Consider the following 17704-nt stretch of genomic DNA (forward strand, 5'->3'; position numbering starts at 1 on the left):
CTCAGTGCGGCCTTTCGACGAGGTGGGTCACCAGGATGCCCGGCGTGCGGACATGATCGGGCGGGATGACGCCGATCGGCACCACCTCGTCCGGCTCGGCGATCACGATCTTCGCCGCCATCGCCATGACCGGGTTGAAGTTCTGCGCCGTCAGCCGGTAGGTCAGGTTGGCGTAGTAGTCGGCCTCGTAGCAGTGCAGCAGCGCGACATCGGCGCGCAGCGGCTTCTCCAGCAGGTAGTCGCGGCCATCGACCGTGATGCGCTGCTTGCCGTCCTCGACCACCGTGCCGAGGCCGGTTGGCGTCAGCACACCGCCGAGGCCGGCCCCGCCGGCGCGGATGCGCTCGGCCAGCGTGCCCTGCGGCACCAGCTCGACCTCCATCTCGCCGGCGATCATCTTCTTCTGCGTCACCGGGTTCAGCCCGATATGGCTGACGATGCAGCGCGCGACGCAGCCGGCATCGATCAGCACGCCGATGCCGTGGCCTGGCCGCGCCGTGTCATTGGCGATGACCGTCAGGCCCCTCGCCCCGCGCGCCGCCAGCGCGGCGATCACGCGATGGGGCGAACCCACCCCCATGAAGCCGCCGATCATCACCGAAGCGCCGTCCGGGACCAGCGCCGCCGCCTCGTCCGCCGTGAGAGCCTTGCGCATCGTGCTCACGCCACGTTGTGCAGGCCGGCGTCGACGTAGATCGTGTCGCCGGTCATGCCAGACGAAGAGCCACCGACCAGGAAGGCGACCACGCGCCCGACCTCCGCGATGTCCACCAGCCGGTGCGCGGGCGCGCGCTCCATCGCCATCTGCACCAGCTCGTCGAACTGCGCGATGCCGCTCGCCGCGCGCGTCTTGAGCGGACCGGGGGAGACGGCGAAGACCCGGATGCCCTTGTCGCCGAGCTCGTTCGCCGCGTAGCGCACGCAGGCCTCGAGCGCCGCCTTCACCGGCCCCATGACGTTGTAGTTCCCGACCACCTTGTCGGCGCCGTAGTAGGACATGGTCGCCAGCACGCCGCCCTGCGTCATCAGCGGCTCGGCGAGCTTCGCCATGCGCAGGAACGACCAGCAGGAGACGTGCATCGCCTGGGCGAAGCCCTCGGCCGAGCAGTCCACCACGCGCCCGTGCAGGTCCTCGCGCGGGGCGAAGGCGATGGAGTGGATGACGAAGTCGAGCCGTCCCCATTCCCTGGCGATGCGCTCGAACAGCGCCTCGAGCTGCCCGGGCTGCTGCACGTCGAGCGGGGCGATGATCTCCGCCTGCAACTGCTCGGCCAGCGGGCGGACGTATTTCTCCGCCTTCTCGTTCAGGTAGGTGACGGCGAGGTCGGCGCCGAAGGCGCGCAGCTTCACCGCGCAGCCATAGGCGATCGAATCGGCGTTGGCGATGCCGACCACCAGGCCGCGCTTGCCCTTCAGCATGTCGCCGACGCGGCTGTTCGGGTCCCAGACGGTGGGCAGCGGGTCACGCGGACGTTGTTCCGAGGACACGGCGAAGCTCCCTGCTTGCTGCTTGCGTTGGTCCGCTCATGACGCGTCCGGGAGGACGCGGCATTGAAGTAGGACAAATCCGCACCGTTCCGCGACCACATTTTTGTTGCAACGCAGCAGAATGCGCCGCCTGGACCGCCCGGCACGGCGATGCTTCGCTTCCGGCCCAGGAGGAACGCCGCATGAAAGGTGTCGTCTTTACCGGGGACCGGAAGCTCGAGCTGATGAATTTCCCGGACCCCACGCCCGGCCCGGGGGAGGTGGTGCTGGAGATCCGCGCCTCCGGCATGTGCGGCAGCGACCTGAAATTCTATCGCGCGCCGGGCGGTCCGGGGCGGACCGCGTCGCTCGGCCTCGGCGCCACCTCCGGCCCGCTGATCGCCGGGCATGAGCCCTGCGGCGTGGTGGTCGCGATCGGCGAGGGTGTTGCTCCGAACCAGGCCTGGATCGGCATGCGCGCCATGCAGCACCACTACCGCGGCTGCGGGGTCTGCCCGCAATGCAGTACCGGCTGGATGCAGCTTTGCGTCGAGGGCGTGAAGGAAGTCTACGGCGCGACCGGCCACGGCGCCCATGCGCGCTACATGAAATGCCCGGCGCGCACGCTGGTGCCGCTGCCCGACGAGCTTTCCTTCGAGACCGGCGCCGCCATCTCCTGCGGCACCGGCACGGCCTGGGGTGCCTTGCAGCGGCTCGGGCTGACGGGGGACCAGACCATCGCGGTGTTCGGCCAGGGGCCGGTGGGGCTGTCCGCCACGCTGATCGCGGCGAAGATGGGCGCGCGGGTGATCGCGCTCGACACCTCGCCGGAACGCCTGGCGCGGGCGAAGGAATTCGGCGCCGACCTGCTGATCAATCCGGCGGAGACCAACGACGTGCTCGGCGCGATCAGGGAGGCGACGCATGGCCTCGGCGCGCATGCCTCGATCGACGCTTCCTCCAACCCGCTCGCGCGGCGCCAGGCGGTGCAGTGCGTGCGCACCTGGGGCAAGGCCTGCTTCGTGGGGGAGGGGGGCGAGGTCACCCTCGACGTCAGCCCCGACCTGCTGCGTCGCCAGGTGACGCTGATCGGGTCCTGGACCTTCTCGACCGTCGGGCAGTTCGAATGCGCGCGCTACGTGGCGGAACGCCAGGTGCCGGTGGACCGGCTGTTCACCCATCGCTGGACGCTCGACCAGGCGGAGGAGGCCTATCGCCTGTTCGACCGGCAGACCAGCGGCAAGGGCGTCATCCTGCCCGCCGCCTGACCCCCCCCCCGTTGCGCCCCGGCGCGGCGCGGCGGATGGTGCGGCGCCTGCGATTCAGAGGATACGCGATGTACATCGAACACCGGCAGTACACCTTCCATCCCGGCAAGCAGCCGCAATGGCTCGACGCTTTCGCCAACCACGGGTTCCCCTCCTCGGTCCGTACCCTGGGCGCGCCGTCGCTCGGCACCTTCACGGCCGAGGTCGGCCCCATCAACCGCTTCGTCTTCATGCGCGGCTGGGACGACATCGACACCCGCGACGCCGGCCTCGCGGCGCGCGAGGCGGATCCGCAATGGGCGGAATTCAAGAAGCACTCCGCCGGCTGCCTGATGAGCCAGGAGGTCAAGTTCCTCAAGCCGACCGGCTTCTCGCCCATCACCAGCGCGAAGGACTTCGTCTTCAAGCGCGAGATCGGCGGCAGCGGGATGATCGTCGATCACCGCACCTACGATTTCCACCCGGGCAAGATGCCGGCCTGGATCAAGGCCTATGAGGAGATCGGCCTGCCCGTGCAGAAGCGGCTGCTCGGGCAGCTCCTGATGTTCGCGGTCACCGAGATCGGGCCGATCAACCAGGTCGTGTTCATGTGGCTCTACGAGGGCTTCGGCGACCGCGACCGCCGCCGCACGGCGATGGCGAACGATCCGCAATGGCAGGAATTCGGCAAGCTCGTGGGCGGGCTCGGCGCGCTGAAGCAGCAGACCGTCATGGCGTTGAAGCCGACCTCCTTCTCGGTCGTGAAGTGATCGCGGGGGGGCGCGTCCCTCCCGCACCACGGTTGCATCCGGAGGGACGCTGCCCCTCCAGGCCACCCTGCCAAAGGCCGAAAGGCCTTTGGAAACCGGTCGTTCCGGCGGGGGCCGGGGTGGCCCGGCCACCCCGGCCCGAGAGGGGCTTGGGGAGAGGCGGCGCCTCTCCCCAACCGCGGCGCCTCTCCCCAAACGAAAGCGCGCCCCGGACCTGGTGAGGGCAGCGGGTTCACCCCCGCTTAAGCCCCGGCCGGCGAGGATGACATCCTTCGCCACCCGGTAGGACCATGCAGGAAATCGTTCGCCCCCCGGCCCCCAGTGCCGCGGACCGCTTCCTGACCTTCGCCTTCGCCGCGGCTGAGCTGCTGGTCGAAATCGATACCGACGGCCGCATCACCTTCGCCGAGGGCGCCTTCCCGGCGCGCTTCGGTCGATCTGGGCGAAGCTTCGTCGGCGAGCGGGTGCAGGCGCTGGTGGCACGTGACCTGCGCGCGGGCATGGGCACCGCGCTCGAACTCCTCAGCGCGACCGGGCGGATCCGCCCGACGGCCATCCGCCTCTCCGACAAGGCGCGTTCCCCCTTCAGCGTCGCCGGCCTCGCCGCGCCGGGGCGGGCTGGGCGCTTCTGCCTGACCTTCTCGCCGCTGCCCAACGACCTGCCGGGCGGGCCGCTGCCGGGCGGTCCCGGCCTCGCCCGCGCGGCCGAGGAACTGATCCGCACCGGCGAGGCGCCCGGCGCCCTGGGCCTGATCGAACTGACCGGCGATGGCGGGGCGATGGCACCGCGCGCCGACCTCGCCGCCCGCATCCAGGGCGTGCTGGCCTCGCATGGCGGGGCGGGGGCGGTCGCGGCGGATTTCGGCACCGGCCGCTTCGGCGTGCTGCCGGGGGAAGGGGTGCCGCATCTCGCGGATCTCGCCGGTCATGTCGCGCTGCTGCTCGCCCAGCACGGGCTGCCAGGCAGGATCGGCACGCGCGCCGTCTCCCTGGCGTCCGATGGCCTCAACCCGATCGAGGCGACGCGGGCGCTGCGCTTCGCGCTGTCGGCCTTCGCCCGCGGCGGCGATGCGGCGCTCGAGAAGGCGGGCTTCGCCGGTGGGCTCGCGGGGTTCGTCACCTCGGCCGCCGAGCGCGCCACCGCGCTCCGGCGTACCATCGCCGAGCGGCGCTTCCGCCTGGCCTTCCAGCCCATCGTCCTGCTCGCCGACCGTCGGGCCCACCACTACGAGGCGCTGCTGCGCCCGATCCCCACCCCGGGCACGCCCTATGGGGATGCCTCGGAATTCATCGCCCTGGCCGAGACGGTCGGCCTGTCGGAGGCGCTGGACTGGGCCGTGGTGGAAACCGCCTGCGAAGCCGCCCGCGCGGCCGCCGGCGCGCGCATCGCCTGCAACCTTTCCGGCCTCTCGCTGCAATCCCCCGCCTTCCGCGACCGGCTCTGCGCCAAGCTGGAGGCGGCGCCCGATCTCGCCTGCCGCCTGCTGCTCGAGATCACCGAAACCGCCGAGATCGAGGATGAAGCCGAAGCCCGCCGGACCGTGGAGGCCCTGCGCGCCCGCGGGCTGCCGATCTGCATCGACGATTTCGGCGCCGGCGCCGCCGCCTTCCGCTACCTTCGCGCCTTCCGGGTGGATTTCGTCAAGGTCGATGGCGTTTATGTGACTCATGCGCCGGAAAGCGAGCGCGACCGCGGCTTCATCTCCGCCATGGTGGACCTGGCGCGCACCGTCGGCGCCCAGGTGGTGGCCGAGCGCATCGAGACCGAGGCGCAGGCCGCGGTGATGCGCGACCTCGGCGTCTCCTTCGGCCAGGGCTACCTGTTCGGGCGGCCGGGGGCGCTGCCGGGCGGCTAACCAGCCGCTTGCCCTTCGGCGCCGGCCGGCGCAGGAAGCCAGCATGACGGCGCCCGCCCCGCCACGACTCGCCGTGGTCATCCCCTGCTACAACGAAGCCGCGAACGTCGCGCCCATGGTGGCGAAGCTGGACGCGGCCCTTGCCGGCATCCCCTGGGAAGCGATCTTCGTCGACGACGACAGCCCGGATGGCACGGCGGCGAGGGCCAAGGCCATCGCGGCGACCGACCCGCGCATCCGCTGCATCCGCCGCATCGGCCGACGCGGCCTCGCTTCCGCCTGCGTCGAGGGCATCCTCTCGACCGCGGCACCCCATGTCGCGGTGATCGACGGCGACCTGCAGCATGACGAGACGATCCTGCCCCGCATGCTCGCCGCGCTCGAAAGCGGCGAGGCCGAGGTCGCCATCGGCAGCCGCAATGTGGAAGGCGGGGCGATGGGGGAGGGGCTGTCGCCCATCCGCCGCCTTGTCTCGGATGGCGGCGCGGCGCTCGCCAACGCCGCCCTGCCGGTCAAGGTCGCCGACCCGATGAGCGGCTTCTTCGCCCTGCCGCGGCCGCTCTTCGAGGAACTTGCCCCGAAGCTCACGGCGACCGGCTTCAAGATCCTGCTCGACATCCTGCTTTCGGCCGGGCGGCCGCTGCGCATCGCCGAGATCCCCTATACCTTTCGCGCGCGGGAAGCGGGCGAGAGCAAGCTCGATGCCGGCGTGCTGCTGGAATTCGGCGGCCTGCTGGCGGACAAGGCGCTCGGCGGCATCGTGCCGCTGCGCTTCATGGCCTTCTCCCTGGTCGGCGGCATCGGCGTGCTGGTGCATCTCGTCGCGCTCGGCCTGCTGCACGGCATCGGGCCGCTGGATTTCGGGCCGGCGCAATGGGCGGCGACTCTGGTCGCGATGACGGCGAACTTCCTGCTCAACAACCGCATCACCTACCGCGACCGGCGCCTGCGCGGGCCGCGGCTGCTGCGCGGGCTGGTGCTGTTCTACGTCGTCTGCGGCATCGGCGCGGCGGCCAATGTCGGCATCGCCGGGCTGCTGGTGCGCGACGGGCTGCTCGGCTGGGGGCTCGCCGGCGGGGCGGGGGCGCTGCTCACGGTGGTGTGGAACTACGCCGTTTCCTCCACCCTGGTCTGGCGCCCGCGCTGATGCCCTGGCTCGCGGCCCTCGCCGCGCTGACGGCATTGCGTCTGGTCGTCGCCGCCGTCACGCCGCTGGCGCCGGACGAGGCGTATTACTGGGTGTGGTCGCGCGACCTGCAGGCCGGCTACCTCGACCATCCGCCGATGGTGGCGCTGTTCATCCGTGCCGGCACGATGCTGGCGGGCGAGACGGCCTTCGGCGTCCGGCTGCTGGGGCCATTGTCGCTCGCGCTCGGCTCCATCCTGCTGGCGCGGGCGGCGGAGGACCTGCTGCCCGGCCGCCGCTCCGGCCCCTGGGCGCCGGCGCTGCTCAACGCGACGCTGCTCGCCGGCGTCGGCGCCGTGACCATGACGCCCGACACGCCGTTGCTCTTCTTCTGGACTGCCGCGCTGTGGGCGGCGGCGCGGCTGCACCGCAGCGGGGATGGCCGCTGGTGGCTCGCGGTCGGCTTGTTCGCCGGGCTCGCGCTGGCGAGCAAATACACCGCCGTATTGTTCGGCGCGGGGCTGCTGATCTGGATGGTGCTGGACCCGGCGGCGCGGCGCTGGCTCGCGCGCTGGCAACTCTGGGCGGGCGGGGCGGTGGCGATGCTCGTCTTCGCGCCGGTCATCGCCTGGAACGCGGCGCATGGCTGGGCCTCCTTCGCCAAGCAGGGCGGCCGGGCCGGGTCGGGGGATGTGGCGCAGGCGCTGCGCTACCTGGGCGAGCTGCTCGGCGGCCAGGCGGGGCTGGCGACGCCGCTGGTCTTCCTGCTGTGCGTCGCCGGCGCGGGCGCGGCGGCGATCGCCTGGTGGCGCCGGCGGGATGGTGGCGCGCTGCTGCTCGCCGCCCTGGTGCTGCCCGGTGCGGCGCTGTTCCTGTGGCAGGCGACGGGCAGCCGGGTGCAGGGCAACTGGCCGGCGGTGCTCTATCCGGCGGCCGCCATCGCCGCGGCAGGGCTGTTGCAGGCGCCGGCCTGGCTGCGCCTGCGTATCCCGGCGCTGGTGCTGGGCGGGGCGATGACGGCGGCGGTCTATCTCCAGGCGATCGCCGCGCCGCTGTCCCTGCCGCGGCGCAGCGACCCGACGCTGGCCCGCCTCGGCGGCTGGGACGCCTTCGTGGCCGAGGTTGCCGCCGCCGCCGACCGCACCGGAGCCGGCTTCATCGCGGCGGAGGAATACGGGCTGGCCAGCCTGCTCGCCTTCCGGTTGCCGCCGGGCCGGCTGGTGGTGGCGATGGATCCGCGCTGGCGGCTCTTCACGCTATCGTCACCGCCGCAGGGCGTAACCGGATTGCTGGTCCGCAGCGAAAGGCGAGGCGAGGGACCGCCCCTCTGGCCCGGCGCCGAGGCGCTGCCGGGGCCGCAGGGGCGCCTTGTCCGCAGCCGGCGCGGCATCGAGGCGGAGGCCTATCGTCTGCATCGCGTCACCGCCGCGCCGGGACAGCCACCCGCCGTCGTGCTGCCACGGCCGGGCACCTGACGCCGCGGCTTGAACTCCGGGGCGGAAGGCCGATTCTTGTTTCGCACCGGAGGACCACGCATGCCGATCCGCATCCCGCGCGGCTGGGAGATTTCCGAAGCCGAGGCGACGCCCGAGCACCTTGTCTTCGGACGGCGCAAGGCGATGGGGCTGGGGGCGGGGCTGCTCGCCGCGCCGGGGCTTGCCGCCGCGCAGGGTGCGCCCGCGCTGCCGCCGGCGATGCGCAACACCCGCTACGCGCCCGGCCGCGACATCTCGGCCGAGCGCGAGGCGACCACCTTCAACAACTACTACGAGTTCGGCAGCCACAAGAGCATCAGCCGCGAGGCCCAGCGCCTGCCCCAGCGCCCCTGGACGGTGAAGGTCGAGGGCATGGTCGAGACCCCGCGCGAATTCGGCATCGACGACCTGCTGCGGAACATGCCGATCGAGGAGCGCGTCTATCGCCTGCGCTGCGTCGAGGCCTGGTCGATGGTGGTGCCCTGGACGGGATTCCCGCTCTCGGCGCTGCTGGCGGTGGTGAAACCGCTCGCCTCCGCCCGCTTCGTGGTGTTCGAGACCGCGGCGGTGCCGGGCGTCATGCCGGGGCTGCGGCAATCCTGGTACCCCTGGCCCTACATCGAGGGCTGCACCATCGCCGAAGCGGGCAACGAATTGTCGTTCATGGTGGTGGGCGCCTACGGCAAGCCGCTGCCGCCGCAGAACGGCGGGCCCATCCGCTTCCACCAGCCTTGGAAGTACGGCTTCAAGGCGGGCAAGAGCATCGTCCGCATCACGCTGACGGACCGCCGTCCGGTCTCCTTCTGGGAACGCATCCAGCCGCAGGAATACGGCTTCTGGGCCAATGTGAATCCCGAAGTGTCGCACCCGCGCTGGAGCCAGGCGAGCGAGCGCGTCATCGGCACGAACGAGCGCATCCCGACACGCCTCTTCAACGGCTACGGCGAATTCGTCGCGGACCTCTATACTGGCCTGCAGAACGAACGACTCTGGGCCTGACATGATCCTCCGCACCATTGCCCTGCTGTTCTTCAGCCTCGCCGCCGTCATGGGCTTCGCCCTCGGCTGGGGCTACGAGCTCGGTGCGGCGCTGTTCAGGGTGAATCCCGGCGCGCTCAATGCGCTGCAGGCGGGGATCCAGCGCTACCTCTTCCCGGAGGTCTGGGACGGCGCCTTCGTGCCGATCCTTGCCATGCCGGCCTGGGGCTTGCCGGTCCTGCTCGGCCTGGTCTTCCTGGCGATCAGCCTGGCGCGGGCGGGCCGGGGCTGACGCCGCACCCGTCCCGGAGGTCCAGGGGAACCGGTCCCCTGGCGGGGGTCCCGGGGGCGGGGCCCCCGGGCGGAGCGCGAGGCGGAGCCTCGCAATCTCAGTCCGGCGAGCCCCAGCGATTCACGCTCATCGCCTCGGCGCGGTGTCCCGCCTCGTCGAAGCGCACCACCTTCAGCCGCGCCGAGAAGGGGTTGCCGATGTCCATCCACACCCCGGCCGTGCTGAACGGGCCGATCGAGAGCGTGAAGTTCGACACCGTGCTCGCCCCCGCCGTGCCGCCCTTGCCGCGGAAGGCGGCGAGGCCGAACTCGTCGAGGAAGGTGTCGCCTTCCTTCCCGTCACCGAGGTTGCAGCCGTAGAACAGCACCCGCGCCTGCTTGCGCAGCAGGTCGTTCGGCAGCAGCCGCAGCATGCCGAAATCCATCCCGTCCACATGCCCATGGTCGGCGAGGCTGAGCTTGCCCGGCACGCCATGCGTGTCGAAGACGAGGAAGCGCACCTGCGCGTAGGAGGCGAGCGCCGTGCGCAACGTGTCGAGGCATGACACGGGATGGATGGCACAGTCGCCGCCGGCGTCGTCCCTGAAGGCGCGCGCGCCGGATTCGAACTGCGGATCGTGGAGGTAGAGAGTATCGACGGACTGCTTCATGGCTGCTCCGACCTGTGCGTGAGGGCAGCGGCCTTGCCCCTCGGGCCTCTTGCCGGGATCATCCTGCATCAAGTGCCGCCGGCGCGCGGTGAACCGTTTCGGAGGACCAGGAATGACGCCACGCATCGCCATCGTGGGTGCCGGCGCCGTCGGCGGGTATGCGGGGGCCTACATGGTGCAGGCCGGCCATGACGTGACCTTCGTCGATCCCTGGCCCGAGCATGTCGAGGCGATGCGCGCGCGCGGCCTGACCATTTCCCACCTCAAGGACGTGCCCGAGTTCACCGTGCCGGTGAACGCGATCCACATCACCGAGCTGCAGTCCTTCGCGAAGCAGCGCCCGATCGACATCGCCTTCGTCTGCATGAAGTCCTACGACACCGCCTGGGCGACGACGATGATCGCGCAGTACCTCTCGCCCGGCGGCTACGTCGTCTCCCTGCAGAACTGCATCAACGAGGAAGCGATCGCCGGCATCGTCGGCTGGGGCCGCGTGCTCGGCGCGATCGCCTCGCTGATCACCGTCGAGCTGACAGGCCCGGCGCAGGTGAAGCGCGCCGCCGGCAAGTCGGGCGCGTCGCACACGGTCTATCGCGTCGGCGAGCCGCACGGCCGCATCTCGCCGCGCGCGGAATTCGTCACTTCCCTGCTGGCGCTGTCGGACAGCGCGCTGACCACGCCGAATCTCTGGGGCGAGCGCTGGTCGAAGCTGGTGGCGAACGTGATGGGGAACGGCATCGCCGCCGCCACCGGCCTGGTGGCGAAGGAAGCGACCGCCGACGATGCCATCCGCGCCTTCGCCGCACGCCTCGGCTCCGAGGCGATCCGCGTCGGCCAGGCGCTCGGCTACGACCTCGAGGAGATCCTGCACCTCGACCCCGAGATCATCGCCCGCGCCGGCGAGGGCGACGAGGCGGCGCGCCGCGCCTACGACGCGCAGCGCCTGGCCGACACGCAGAAGCCCGGCGGCGGCGCGCATCGCGCCTCGATGGGACAGGACATGGTCAAGGGACGGCGGACCGAGATCGAGTTCCTCAACGGCTTCGTCGTCGCGCGGGGCGCCGAGCTCGGCATCGCTGCGCCGGCGAACGCGGCGCTGACCGGGATCGTGAAGCGCGTCGAGCGCGGCGAGGCACAGCCTTCCCCGGAGCTGATCCGCGGCCTGCGCCTGAACTGATCTTGCCGTCCGCCGCGCTTGGCGCGACCCTGCCGGCAACAACGGCAGGGGAAGGAAACGCGCCATGCGCAACCCGATGGAACTCACCGGGCGGACGGTCATCGTCACCGGCACGGGGCAGGGGATCGGCCGCGCCATCTCGGAACTCGTGCTCGATCTCGGCGGCAACCTCGTCATGGTCGAGCGCAATCCGGAGACCTTCGCGGCGGTCTCCGCCGCGCTCGCCGGCGACCGCACCCTGCCGATCCAGGGCGACGTGACGGACGAGGCGGTCTGCGCCTCCATCGTCGACCAGGCCGCCGCGCGCTTCGGCGCCGTGCACGGCCTGGTGAACAATGCCGGCATCACGCGCCCGGCGATGATCGAGAAGATGACGCTGCCGCAGTGGCAGGCGGTGATCGACGTGAACCTGACCGCCTGCCACCTGATGCAGCAGGCCGTCGGCCGCCACATGATCGCCCGCGCCAAGGCCGGCGAGGCGCGGCCCGGCGCGATCGTCAACATCTCTTCTACCGCCGGCAAGCGCGGCTCGATCGGGCAGGTGAACTACTCGGCGGCGAAGTCGGGGCTCTACGGCATCACCATGACCGCGGCGCTGGAATGGGCGCGCTACGGCATCCGGGTGAACAGCGTCGGCTTCGGCACGGTCGAGACGCCGATGACGGAGACGATCCGCTCCGACCGCTTCCGCGAACGCACCCTCGCGCGCATCCCGCTCGGGCGCATCGCCGCGCCGGCGGAGGTCGCGCCGCTGATCTGCTTCCTGCTCTCGGAGGGCGCGTCCTTCATCACCGGGCAGAACTGGCTGGAGGATGGCGGGTCGCATATGCAGCCGTGAGGGCGGCGGGGCGTGTCCGGCGATGAGGGAACCGGAGAGAGGCGTCGCCCCTCTCCGGACCTCACACCAACGGCCGCTATTCGCGACCGCTGGTATCAGGCCGCCGAACCGCGCTCCAGCATCCGCAGCACCGCCTCCGCCGCCGCCACGGAGGGTAGCCCCTCCGGCGCGCGCAGCTTCGCGAGCGATTCCGCGAAGCCGGCGCGCTGTGCCGCGGCCACATCGGGTTCCAGCATCGGCCGCAGCAGCGTCTCGGCCAGCGCCTCGGGCGTGCAGGCTTCCTGGATGCGTTCCGGCACCACCTCGCGCTCGGCGAGCAGGTTCACAAGCGAGGCGTGCGGCACCTTGACCAGGCGTCGCACGATCGCCGCCGTCACCGGGTTCACGCGATAGGCGACGACGTGCGGGATGCCGGCCACCGCCATCTCCAGCGACGACGTGCCCGACTTGATCAGCCCCGCGCCGCCGGACGCGGCGACCGCCGCGAAGGCGTCGTGCTTGGCGTCGTTGCCCTCGACCAGGATGGGCGGCACCGGCCAGTCGGCGGCGGCGTGGCGCACCGCCTCGGCGACGATCGGCGCCACCGGCACCACCGGCCGCAGCCCCGGCAGGCGCTGCTCGGCGAGGCGAAGCGCCGCGCCGAAGACGGGCAGCAGGCGGGAGACCTCCATGCGCCGGCTGCCCGGCATGACGATGACGGGGCGGTCCGCCTCCGGCAGCGCGTGCGCCGCGCGGAAGCGCGCCGCGTCGCCGGCATCCGCGCCGCTTTCCAGCACCGGATGGCCGACGAAGGTCACCGGGATGCCGGCGGACTCGAAGAACACCGGCTCGAAGGGCAGCAGGCAGAGGATGCGGTCCACCTTCTGCCGCAGCTTCACCACGCGCCCCGGCCGCCAGGCCCAGACCTGCGGCGCGACGTAGTGCACCACGGGGATGCCGAGCGGCCTCACCCGCTCGGCGACCCGCAGGGTGAAGCCCGGGCTGTCGATCGTCACCAGCACGGCGGGGCGCTTCGCCGCGACATCGGCCACCGCATCGGCCAGCAGGCGCTTCAGCCGGAAGATGCGCGGCAGCACTTCGAGCAGCCCCATCAGCGCCAGCTCGCCATAGGGGAACAGGCTCGGCACGCCCTGTTCCGCCATGCGCGGCCCGCCGATGCCGGCGAAGCGAAGGTCCGGCCGCCGCGCGCGCAGCGCGGCGATCAGCCGCGCGCCCAGCACGTCGCCGGAAGCCTCCCCGGCCACGACATAGACCAGGGTCATGCGAAGACCGCCTCCGCCGGGCGCTCGAAGGGTGCCGCCGGCCAGTCGTGGTGATTGCGCACCTGCCCGTCCCTCCGCACCGCCGCGATGCGCGCGGGATCGAGGGTGCAGAACACCCACTGCTCGGCATCGAGCGCGCCGCGCGCCAGCACCCCGTCCTCGGGGAAGCCGCGATCGACCGGGCCGAACACGGCGGCAAATCCACGGTTGACGTCGAGCGCCGCCGACCACGGCGCCTCCCCGACGGTCGGCGTGATGGCGACGTAGCACTGGTTCTCCATCGCCCGCGCCGCCGCGCCGATGCGCACGCGGTTGAAGCCGTGCATGGTGTCAGTGCAGGACGGCGCCAGCACCAGCCAGGCGCCTTCCTGCACCTGCACGCGCACATGCTTCGGGAATTCGACATCGTAGCAGACCGAGACGCCGATCCGCCCCCAGGGCGTGTCGAAGACGCCAGGATCGGCACCCTGGGTCACGCCCCAGCGTTCCGTCTCGAAGCGCGTCATGGCGCGCTTCTCCTGGAAGGCGAGCAGCCCCTCCGGCGTGATCAGCGGCGCGCGGTTGACCACGCGGCCGTCCGCACGGCGCATCGGCAGCGTGCCCGGCAGCAGCCAGACCTTCATCCGCCGTGCCGCCGCGCGCATCGCCTCCAGGATCTCCGGCGCCGCCGCGATCATGGCGGCGAGCTCCGCCGCCTCATCCGTGGCGTCGCCGCCGGCGAGCGCGGCGCCGAGCTCGACGCAGGCATATTCCGGCAGCACCAGCAGGTCGGCCTGGGCGCGGCCTTCCTCCAGCCGTGCCTCCAGCGCGCGCCCGAAGGCGGCGACCGATGCCGGGCGCCCGACGCCGTATTGCAGCAGGCCGAGACGCAGCGGCTTGGCCTCGGGCGTGCTCACAGCGGGTCCTTCACCCAGAAGCCGAGGGCGTGCGGCGTCTCGCGGTCGTCGCCGACTTCCCGCCAGTCGAACACCACGGAGATGTCGGCGCGGCGCGTGTAGCCGCGCTTCTGCCAGAAGGCGTCGAGCGGGACGTGGTCCTTCGGCCTGCGCGGGTCGTTGTCGTTGCGCGTCACCGCGCAGAAGGCCGCCGCCGCCAGGCCGAGCGCGCGCGCATGCGCCTCGCGCAGCGCGAAGAAGCGCACGCCGGCTCCCCGGCCGCGATACTCGGGCAGCAGCACGCTTTCGCCGAAATAGCAGAAGCGCGTGGGGTCGAGGCCGCGTCCGCGGAAGGCGGCCTGCACTCGCGCCGTCGCTTCCGCCATCGGCTGGCAGGTGGCGCAGCCGACCGCGCGGTTCCCGTCGATCGCCGCGATCACCGCGGCGCCCGGGCTGTCGGCATAGGCGGCGAGGTAGCGTTCCTCGTAGCCGGCCTCGCCTTCGTAGAGGTAGGGCCAGTCGCGAAAGACGGCGATGCGCAGCCCGGCGAGGCGCGGCAGCCAGGCACGCAGCGCGTCGCCGCGCAGGGTCTCGAAGCGGAGCTGTGTCTCTGACATCACCGAGTGCATAGGGGCGCGCCCGCCGGCGGGGAAGGGGGGGCGGCGCCGATCTCAGCGGTCGCGCACCACCCGGATGCCGGCGAAGACGAAGCGGTCGACCGCGGTGCCGCGCGCGCGGTTGCCGGCCCGCACGTACCAGGGCAGGTGGCTCCAGGACCCCCCGCGCATGGCCCGTGCCTCGCAATCCCCGGTCAGCCGTGCCGCCCCGTCCGGCCGCTGGCCCTCGAGGCTCGGGTTCAGGCAGTCGGCGGTCCACTGCCAGACATTGCCCAGCATGTCATGCAGGCCGAAGGCGTTCGGCCGGAAGCTGCCGACCGGCGCGGTGTAGACGTGCCCGTCGGAGCAGCGGAAGGTGAATTGCGGCCGGCGATCGAGTTCCAGCGCCGCGGCCAGCGTCAGGTCGGCGACGTTGGCGTAGTCGCAGGCCTGGGTCTGGGGCTCGCCCCAGTAGCGCGCCGTCGTGGTGCCGGCGCGGGCGGCGTATTCCCATTCCGCCTCGCTCGGCAGGCGATAGGACCTGCCGGTGCGGCGGGAAAGCCAGGCGGCATAGGCCGTCGCATCCTCCCAGTTCACGCAGACCACGGGGTGGTCGTCGCCCTGCTGGAAGCCCGGTTCGCGCCAGGTCAGCCCTTCGCGTCCGGCGTATTCGTAGCTGGTGCCGCGATTGACGAAGGTCCAGCAGCTGCGGCCCGGCTCCAGCCCGGTCTCGTTCACGAAGACGGCGAACTGCGCGCGCGTGACGCTGCGCGTCGCCATCGCAAGACCCGGCGCGATGGTGATGCGATGCTGCGGCGAGGATCGGCCGCGCAGGTTCTCCGGCACGCCCTCGCGTTCCTCCTCGCCGGGAGGCACGCCCATGACGAAGGTGCCGCCGGGCAAGGTCACCATCTCGGGGCAGTCCGCACAGTCGCGGAAGGGCCCGGACCCATCCGCCTTGACCTGCGCCCGCGCCGCGCCGGCAGCGAGGACGGAGAGGACGAGGCCGAGGACGATCGTGGCTGCGCGCATCGAAAGCTCCGATTGGAACGCCAGCCTAACGCACCCGGGAAGCGGCGCGGTAGCGCCGAGCGGCCTCAGATGCCTCCGATCGTCGCCTTTTCCTGCGCGGCGGAGAGGAAGGCGGCGAGCCCTTGCTCCACCACCTCGCGCGGCAGGTTGCGCAGCACGAAGGTGATCCTCGACCTGCGGTCGTGGTCCTGGGGCCAGGCTGCCAGTCTGACGGGTGGATGGAAGACGTGCTGCACGCCATGCACGACGACGGGGCGTTCCTCGCCCGCGATGTTCAGCAGGCCCTTCACGCGCAGCACGCTCTCGCCGCGCGTCAGCGCCAGCATCTCGAGCCAGGTCGCGACTCCCTCCCACGCCAGCGGCGCGTCGAAGGTGAGGCCGAAGGCGTGGATGCCGGCATCGTGCCGGTTGGGATCGTGGTGGTGATGGTGGTCGTGATGATGATGGTGGCCGTGCGCCTCGGCGGCGAGCCAGGCGGCCACCTCGGGGATGCGCTCGTCCGTGGCGAAGCCGCCGGCGCCGAGCAGCGCCGCCGGCGCGATCTCCCCGCCCACGGCGCGCAGCAGCGGCGCCATCGGGTTCAGCGCGCGCAACCGCGCCTCCAGCGCCGCGACGGCCTCCGGCGCGGCGAGGTCGGTCTTGCTGACCACCACGCGATCGGCCATCGCGGCCTGCTTCACCGCCTCGACCTGCGTGTCGAGCGTCGCCGCCCCGGCCATCGCATCGACCAGGGTGACGACGCCATCGAGCGCATAGGCCGACAACACCACCGGATCCGACATCAGCGTCTGCAGGATCGGCGCCGGATCGGCGAGGCCGGTGGTCTCCACCACCACGCGCCGGATCGCCCGCCCGCCTTCCGCGCGCACCGCGAGGTCGCGCAGCGCACGCACCAGGTCGCCGCGCACGGTGCAGCACAGGCAGCCGGCATTGAGCAGCACGGTGTCCTCGTCCAGCCGCTCGACCAGAAGGTGGTCAAGGCCGATCTCACCGAACTCGTTGATGAGCACCGCGGTGTTGGCCATCTCCGGTGCCTTGAGCAGCCGGTTGAGCAGCGTCGTCTTCCCCGCGCCGAGGAATCCCGTCAGCACCGTGACCGGGATCTTCGCGCCCCTCATGCGCCGTACAGCGCCTTGGGGTCGACCAGCGGATCGGCGAGGGTGGCGACCGCCCCGTCGCGGATTGCGCGGAAGAAGCAGGACCGTCGCCCGGTGTGGCAGGCGACGCCGGTCTGATCGACCAGCGCGAGCAGCGTGTCGCCGTCGCAGTCGAGCCTGAGGTCCACCAGCACCTGCTGCTGGCCCGATGTCTCCCCCTTCCGCCACAGCGCGTTGCGCGAGCGCGAGAAGTAGCAGACCCGCCCGGTGGCGAGCGTCTCCGCCACCGCTTCGGCGTTCATCCAGGCCATCATCAGCACTTCCCCGGTGTCGTGCTGCTGGGCGATGCAGGGTACGAGGCCGGCCGTATCGAAACGGATTTCGGCGAGGAAGCTGGCGGCGGCGTCGGGGGCGGTGCTGGACATGGGTCGATGATATAGTGTTTCACCCGACTGGCGAGGAGTGGTCATGGCGGAAGCGGCGACACGGGAAAAGGCGTTGCAGGAAGCGGAGCTGGCCTGCGCCCGCCGCGGCGCGCAGCTCACGCCGCTGCGCCGGCAGGTACTTGAACTGGTGCTCGGTGCCGAGGCCCCGATCGGCGCCTATGCGCTGCTCGACCGGCTGAAGTCGAGCCGCCCCGGTGCGGCGCCGCCCACCGTCTATCGCGCGCTCGATTTCCTGCTCGAGCACGGGCTCGTTCACAAGGTCGAGCGCCTGAACGCCTATATCGGCTGCAGCGACGCCGGGCACGGGCATGCGCACGACCATGGCCACCCGCACCAGTTCCTGATCTGCCGCCGCTGCGGCGCGACGATGGAGATCGCCGACCACGCCGTCGCCCACGCCATCGCCGAGGCGGCGGCGCGCGCCGGATTCGTCGCGGTCGAGGCGACGGTCGAGATCGAGGGCATCTGCGCGCGCTGCGCCGCAACGTGACTTGGCCGCGCGTCCCGCTGCTGCGGCGCGC

At 71.8% G+C, this 17704-nt stretch carries 19 protein-coding genes; 10 read left to right on the forward strand and 9 right to left on the reverse strand.

Going from position 1 to position 17704, the window contains the following annotated elements; genetic code table 11:
* Position 1: 1 nt before the first annotated feature.
* Together GXW74_RS00335 and fabI are read right to left on the reverse strand one after the other, a co-directional pair.
* Positions 2-655 (reverse strand): 3-oxoacid CoA-transferase subunit A, encoded by a 654-nt coding sequence (locus tag GXW74_RS00335; protein ID WP_211844281.1) that lies wholly within the window; start codon positions 653-655, stop codon positions 2-4.
* A 5-nt stretch (positions 656-660) separates the two neighbouring features.
* Complete coding sequence (gene fabI / locus GXW74_RS00340; protein WP_456306940.1) at positions 661-1488, reverse strand: enoyl-ACP reductase FabI; 828 nt, start codon at positions 1486-1488, stop codon at positions 661-663.
* Positions 1489-1670: 182 nt separating this feature from the next.
* On the opposite strand from fabI, the gene GXW74_RS00345 reads away from it, so the two are divergent.
* From GXW74_RS00345 to GXW74_RS00375, 7 genes are all read left to right on the forward strand, one after another.
* Positions 1671-2735 (forward strand): zinc-dependent alcohol dehydrogenase family protein, encoded by a 1065-nt coding sequence (locus GXW74_RS00345; RefSeq protein WP_211844282.1) that lies wholly within the window; start codon positions 1671-1673, stop codon positions 2733-2735.
* A gap of 68 nt (positions 2736-2803) precedes the next feature.
* Positions 2804-3484 (forward strand): NIPSNAP family protein, encoded by a 681-nt coding sequence (locus GXW74_RS00350; protein ID WP_211844283.1) that lies wholly within the window; start codon positions 2804-2806, stop codon positions 3482-3484.
* Between the two features lie 290 nt (positions 3485-3774).
* On the forward strand, positions 3775-5340 hold the full coding sequence (locus GXW74_RS00355) for an EAL domain-containing protein (protein ID WP_211844284.1): 1566 nt from the start codon (positions 3775-3777) through the stop codon (positions 5338-5340).
* Between the two features lie 43 nt (positions 5341-5383).
* Positions 5384-6487 (forward strand): glycosyltransferase, encoded by a 1104-nt coding sequence (locus GXW74_RS00360; protein ID WP_211844285.1) that lies wholly within the window; start codon positions 5384-5386, stop codon positions 6485-6487.
* Positions 6487-7941, forward strand: coding sequence for a glycosyltransferase family 39 protein (locus tag GXW74_RS00365; protein ID WP_211844286.1), 1455 nt, complete (start codon positions 6487-6489; stop codon positions 7939-7941). The genes GXW74_RS00360 and GXW74_RS00365 overlap by 1 nt, the downstream gene beginning before the upstream one ends.
* 60 nt (positions 7942-8001) lie before the next feature.
* On the forward strand, positions 8002-8940 hold the full coding sequence (gene msrP, locus GXW74_RS00370) for a protein-methionine-sulfoxide reductase catalytic subunit MsrP (protein WP_211844287.1): 939 nt from the start codon (positions 8002-8004) through the stop codon (positions 8938-8940).
* A 1-nt stretch (position 8941) separates the two neighbouring features.
* Entirely contained in the window at positions 8942-9211 is a 270-nt protein-coding gene (locus GXW74_RS00375; RefSeq protein ID WP_211844288.1) for a hypothetical protein, read from the forward strand.
* 97 nt (positions 9212-9308) lie between these two features.
* Here the strand turns inward: GXW74_RS00375 and GXW74_RS00380 are convergent, their stop codons facing one another.
* Complete coding sequence (locus GXW74_RS00380) at positions 9309-9860, reverse strand: DUF4347 domain-containing protein (protein WP_211844289.1); 552 nt, start codon at positions 9858-9860, stop codon at positions 9309-9311.
* Between the two features lie 112 nt (positions 9861-9972).
* Between GXW74_RS00380 and GXW74_RS00385 the strand changes: the two genes are divergently transcribed.
* Positions 9973-11037 carry a ketopantoate reductase family protein gene (locus tag GXW74_RS00385; protein WP_211844290.1) on the forward strand — a complete coding sequence of 355 codons (1065 nt, stop codon included), beginning with the start codon at positions 9973-9975 and terminating at the stop codon, positions 11035-11037.
* A 64-nt stretch (positions 11038-11101) separates the two neighbouring features.
* Positions 11102-11875, forward strand: a complete 774-nt coding sequence (locus GXW74_RS00390; RefSeq protein ID WP_211844291.1) for an SDR family NAD(P)-dependent oxidoreductase — start codon at positions 11102-11104, stop codon at positions 11873-11875.
* A 95-nt stretch (positions 11876-11970) separates the two neighbouring features.
* Here the strand turns inward: GXW74_RS00390 and lpxB are convergent, their stop codons facing one another.
* The 6 genes from lpxB to hisI all read right to left on the reverse strand — a co-directional run bounded on the left by lpxB (position 11971) and on the right by hisI (position 17162).
* Positions 11971-13137, reverse strand: a complete 1167-nt coding sequence (gene lpxB, locus GXW74_RS00395) for a lipid-A-disaccharide synthase (RefSeq protein WP_211844292.1) — start codon at positions 13135-13137, stop codon at positions 11971-11973.
* Complete coding sequence (locus GXW74_RS00400) at positions 13134-14033, reverse strand: carbon-nitrogen hydrolase family protein (protein ID WP_338148100.1); 900 nt, start codon at positions 14031-14033, stop codon at positions 13134-13136. The genes lpxB and GXW74_RS00400 overlap by 4 nt, the downstream gene beginning before the upstream one ends.
* Complete coding sequence (locus GXW74_RS00405) at positions 14030-14629, reverse strand: GNAT family N-acetyltransferase (protein ID WP_211844293.1); 600 nt, start codon at positions 14627-14629, stop codon at positions 14030-14032. Before GXW74_RS00405 ends, GXW74_RS00400 begins: the two co-directional genes overlap by 4 nt.
* Positions 14630-14683: 54 nt before the next feature.
* A complete protein-coding gene (locus GXW74_RS00410; RefSeq protein WP_211844294.1) occupies positions 14684-15640 on the reverse strand; it encodes a formylglycine-generating enzyme family protein in 957 nt (318 codons plus the stop codon).
* A gap of 65 nt (positions 15641-15705) precedes the next feature.
* Positions 15706-16758 carry a CobW family GTP-binding protein gene (locus GXW74_RS00415; protein ID WP_211844295.1) on the reverse strand — a complete coding sequence of 351 codons (1053 nt, stop codon included), beginning with the start codon at positions 16756-16758 and terminating at the stop codon, positions 15706-15708.
* Positions 16755-17162, reverse strand: coding sequence for a phosphoribosyl-AMP cyclohydrolase (gene hisI, locus GXW74_RS00420; RefSeq protein WP_246522702.1), 408 nt, complete (start codon positions 17160-17162; stop codon positions 16755-16757). The genes GXW74_RS00415 and hisI overlap by 4 nt, the downstream gene beginning before the upstream one ends.
* 43 nt (positions 17163-17205) lie before the next feature.
* Between hisI and GXW74_RS00425 the strand changes: the two genes are divergently transcribed.
* Positions 17206-17673 (forward strand): Fur family transcriptional regulator, encoded by a 468-nt coding sequence (locus GXW74_RS00425; protein WP_211844297.1) that lies wholly within the window; start codon positions 17206-17208, stop codon positions 17671-17673.
* Positions 17674-17704: the final 31 nt, after the last annotated feature.

The organism is Neoroseomonas eburnea (assembly GCF_018129005.1).
Lineage (GTDB): Bacteria > Pseudomonadota > Alphaproteobacteria > Acetobacterales > Acetobacteraceae > Neoroseomonas > Neoroseomonas eburnea.

Coding starts and splice junctions, on each gene's coding strand:
- GXW74_RS00345 (WP_211844282.1), top strand. CDS start 1,671: ATGAAAGGTGTCGTCTTTACCGGGGACCGGAAGCTCGAGCTGATGAAT.
- msrP (WP_211844287.1), top strand. CDS start 8,002: ATGCCGATCCGCATCCCGCGCGGCTGGGAGATTTCCGAAGCCGAGGCG.
- GXW74_RS00405 (WP_211844293.1), bottom strand. CDS start 14,629: ATGTCAGAGACACAGCTCCGCTTCGAGACCCTGCGCGGCGACGCGCTG.
- GXW74_RS00380 (WP_211844289.1), bottom strand. CDS start 9,860: ATGAAGCAGTCCGTCGATACTCTCTACCTCCACGATCCGCAGTTCGAA.
- GXW74_RS00355 (WP_211844284.1), top strand. CDS start 3,775: ATGCAGGAAATCGTTCGCCCCCCGGCCCCCAGTGCCGCGGACCGCTTC.
- GXW74_RS00375 (WP_211844288.1), top strand. CDS start 8,942: ATGATCCTCCGCACCATTGCCCTGCTGTTCTTCAGCCTCGCCGCCGTC.
- GXW74_RS00425 (WP_211844297.1), top strand. CDS start 17,206: ATGGCGGAAGCGGCGACACGGGAAAAGGCGTTGCAGGAAGCGGAGCTG.
- hisI (WP_246522702.1), bottom strand. CDS start 17,162: ATGTCCAGCACCGCCCCCGACGCCGCCGCCAGCTTCCTCGCCGAAATC.
- GXW74_RS00390 (WP_211844291.1), top strand. CDS start 11,102: ATGCGCAACCCGATGGAACTCACCGGGCGGACGGTCATCGTCACCGGC.
- GXW74_RS00410 (WP_211844294.1), bottom strand. CDS start 15,640: ATGCGCGCAGCCACGATCGTCCTCGGCCTCGTCCTCTCCGTCCTCGCT.
- GXW74_RS00415 (WP_211844295.1), bottom strand. CDS start 16,758: ATGAGGGGCGCGAAGATCCCGGTCACGGTGCTGACGGGATTCCTCGGC.
- GXW74_RS00360 (WP_211844285.1), top strand. CDS start 5,384: ATGACGGCGCCCGCCCCGCCACGACTCGCCGTGGTCATCCCCTGCTAC.
- GXW74_RS00365 (WP_211844286.1), top strand. CDS start 6,487: ATGCCCTGGCTCGCGGCCCTCGCCGCGCTGACGGCATTGCGTCTGGTC.
- lpxB (WP_211844292.1), bottom strand. CDS start 13,137: ATGACCCTGGTCTATGTCGTGGCCGGGGAGGCTTCCGGCGACGTGCTG.
- GXW74_RS00335 (WP_211844281.1), bottom strand. CDS start 655: ATGCGCAAGGCTCTCACGGCGGACGAGGCGGCGGCGCTGGTCCCGGAC.
- GXW74_RS00350 (WP_211844283.1), top strand. CDS start 2,804: ATGTACATCGAACACCGGCAGTACACCTTCCATCCCGGCAAGCAGCCG.
- GXW74_RS00385 (WP_211844290.1), top strand. CDS start 9,973: ATGACGCCACGCATCGCCATCGTGGGTGCCGGCGCCGTCGGCGGGTAT.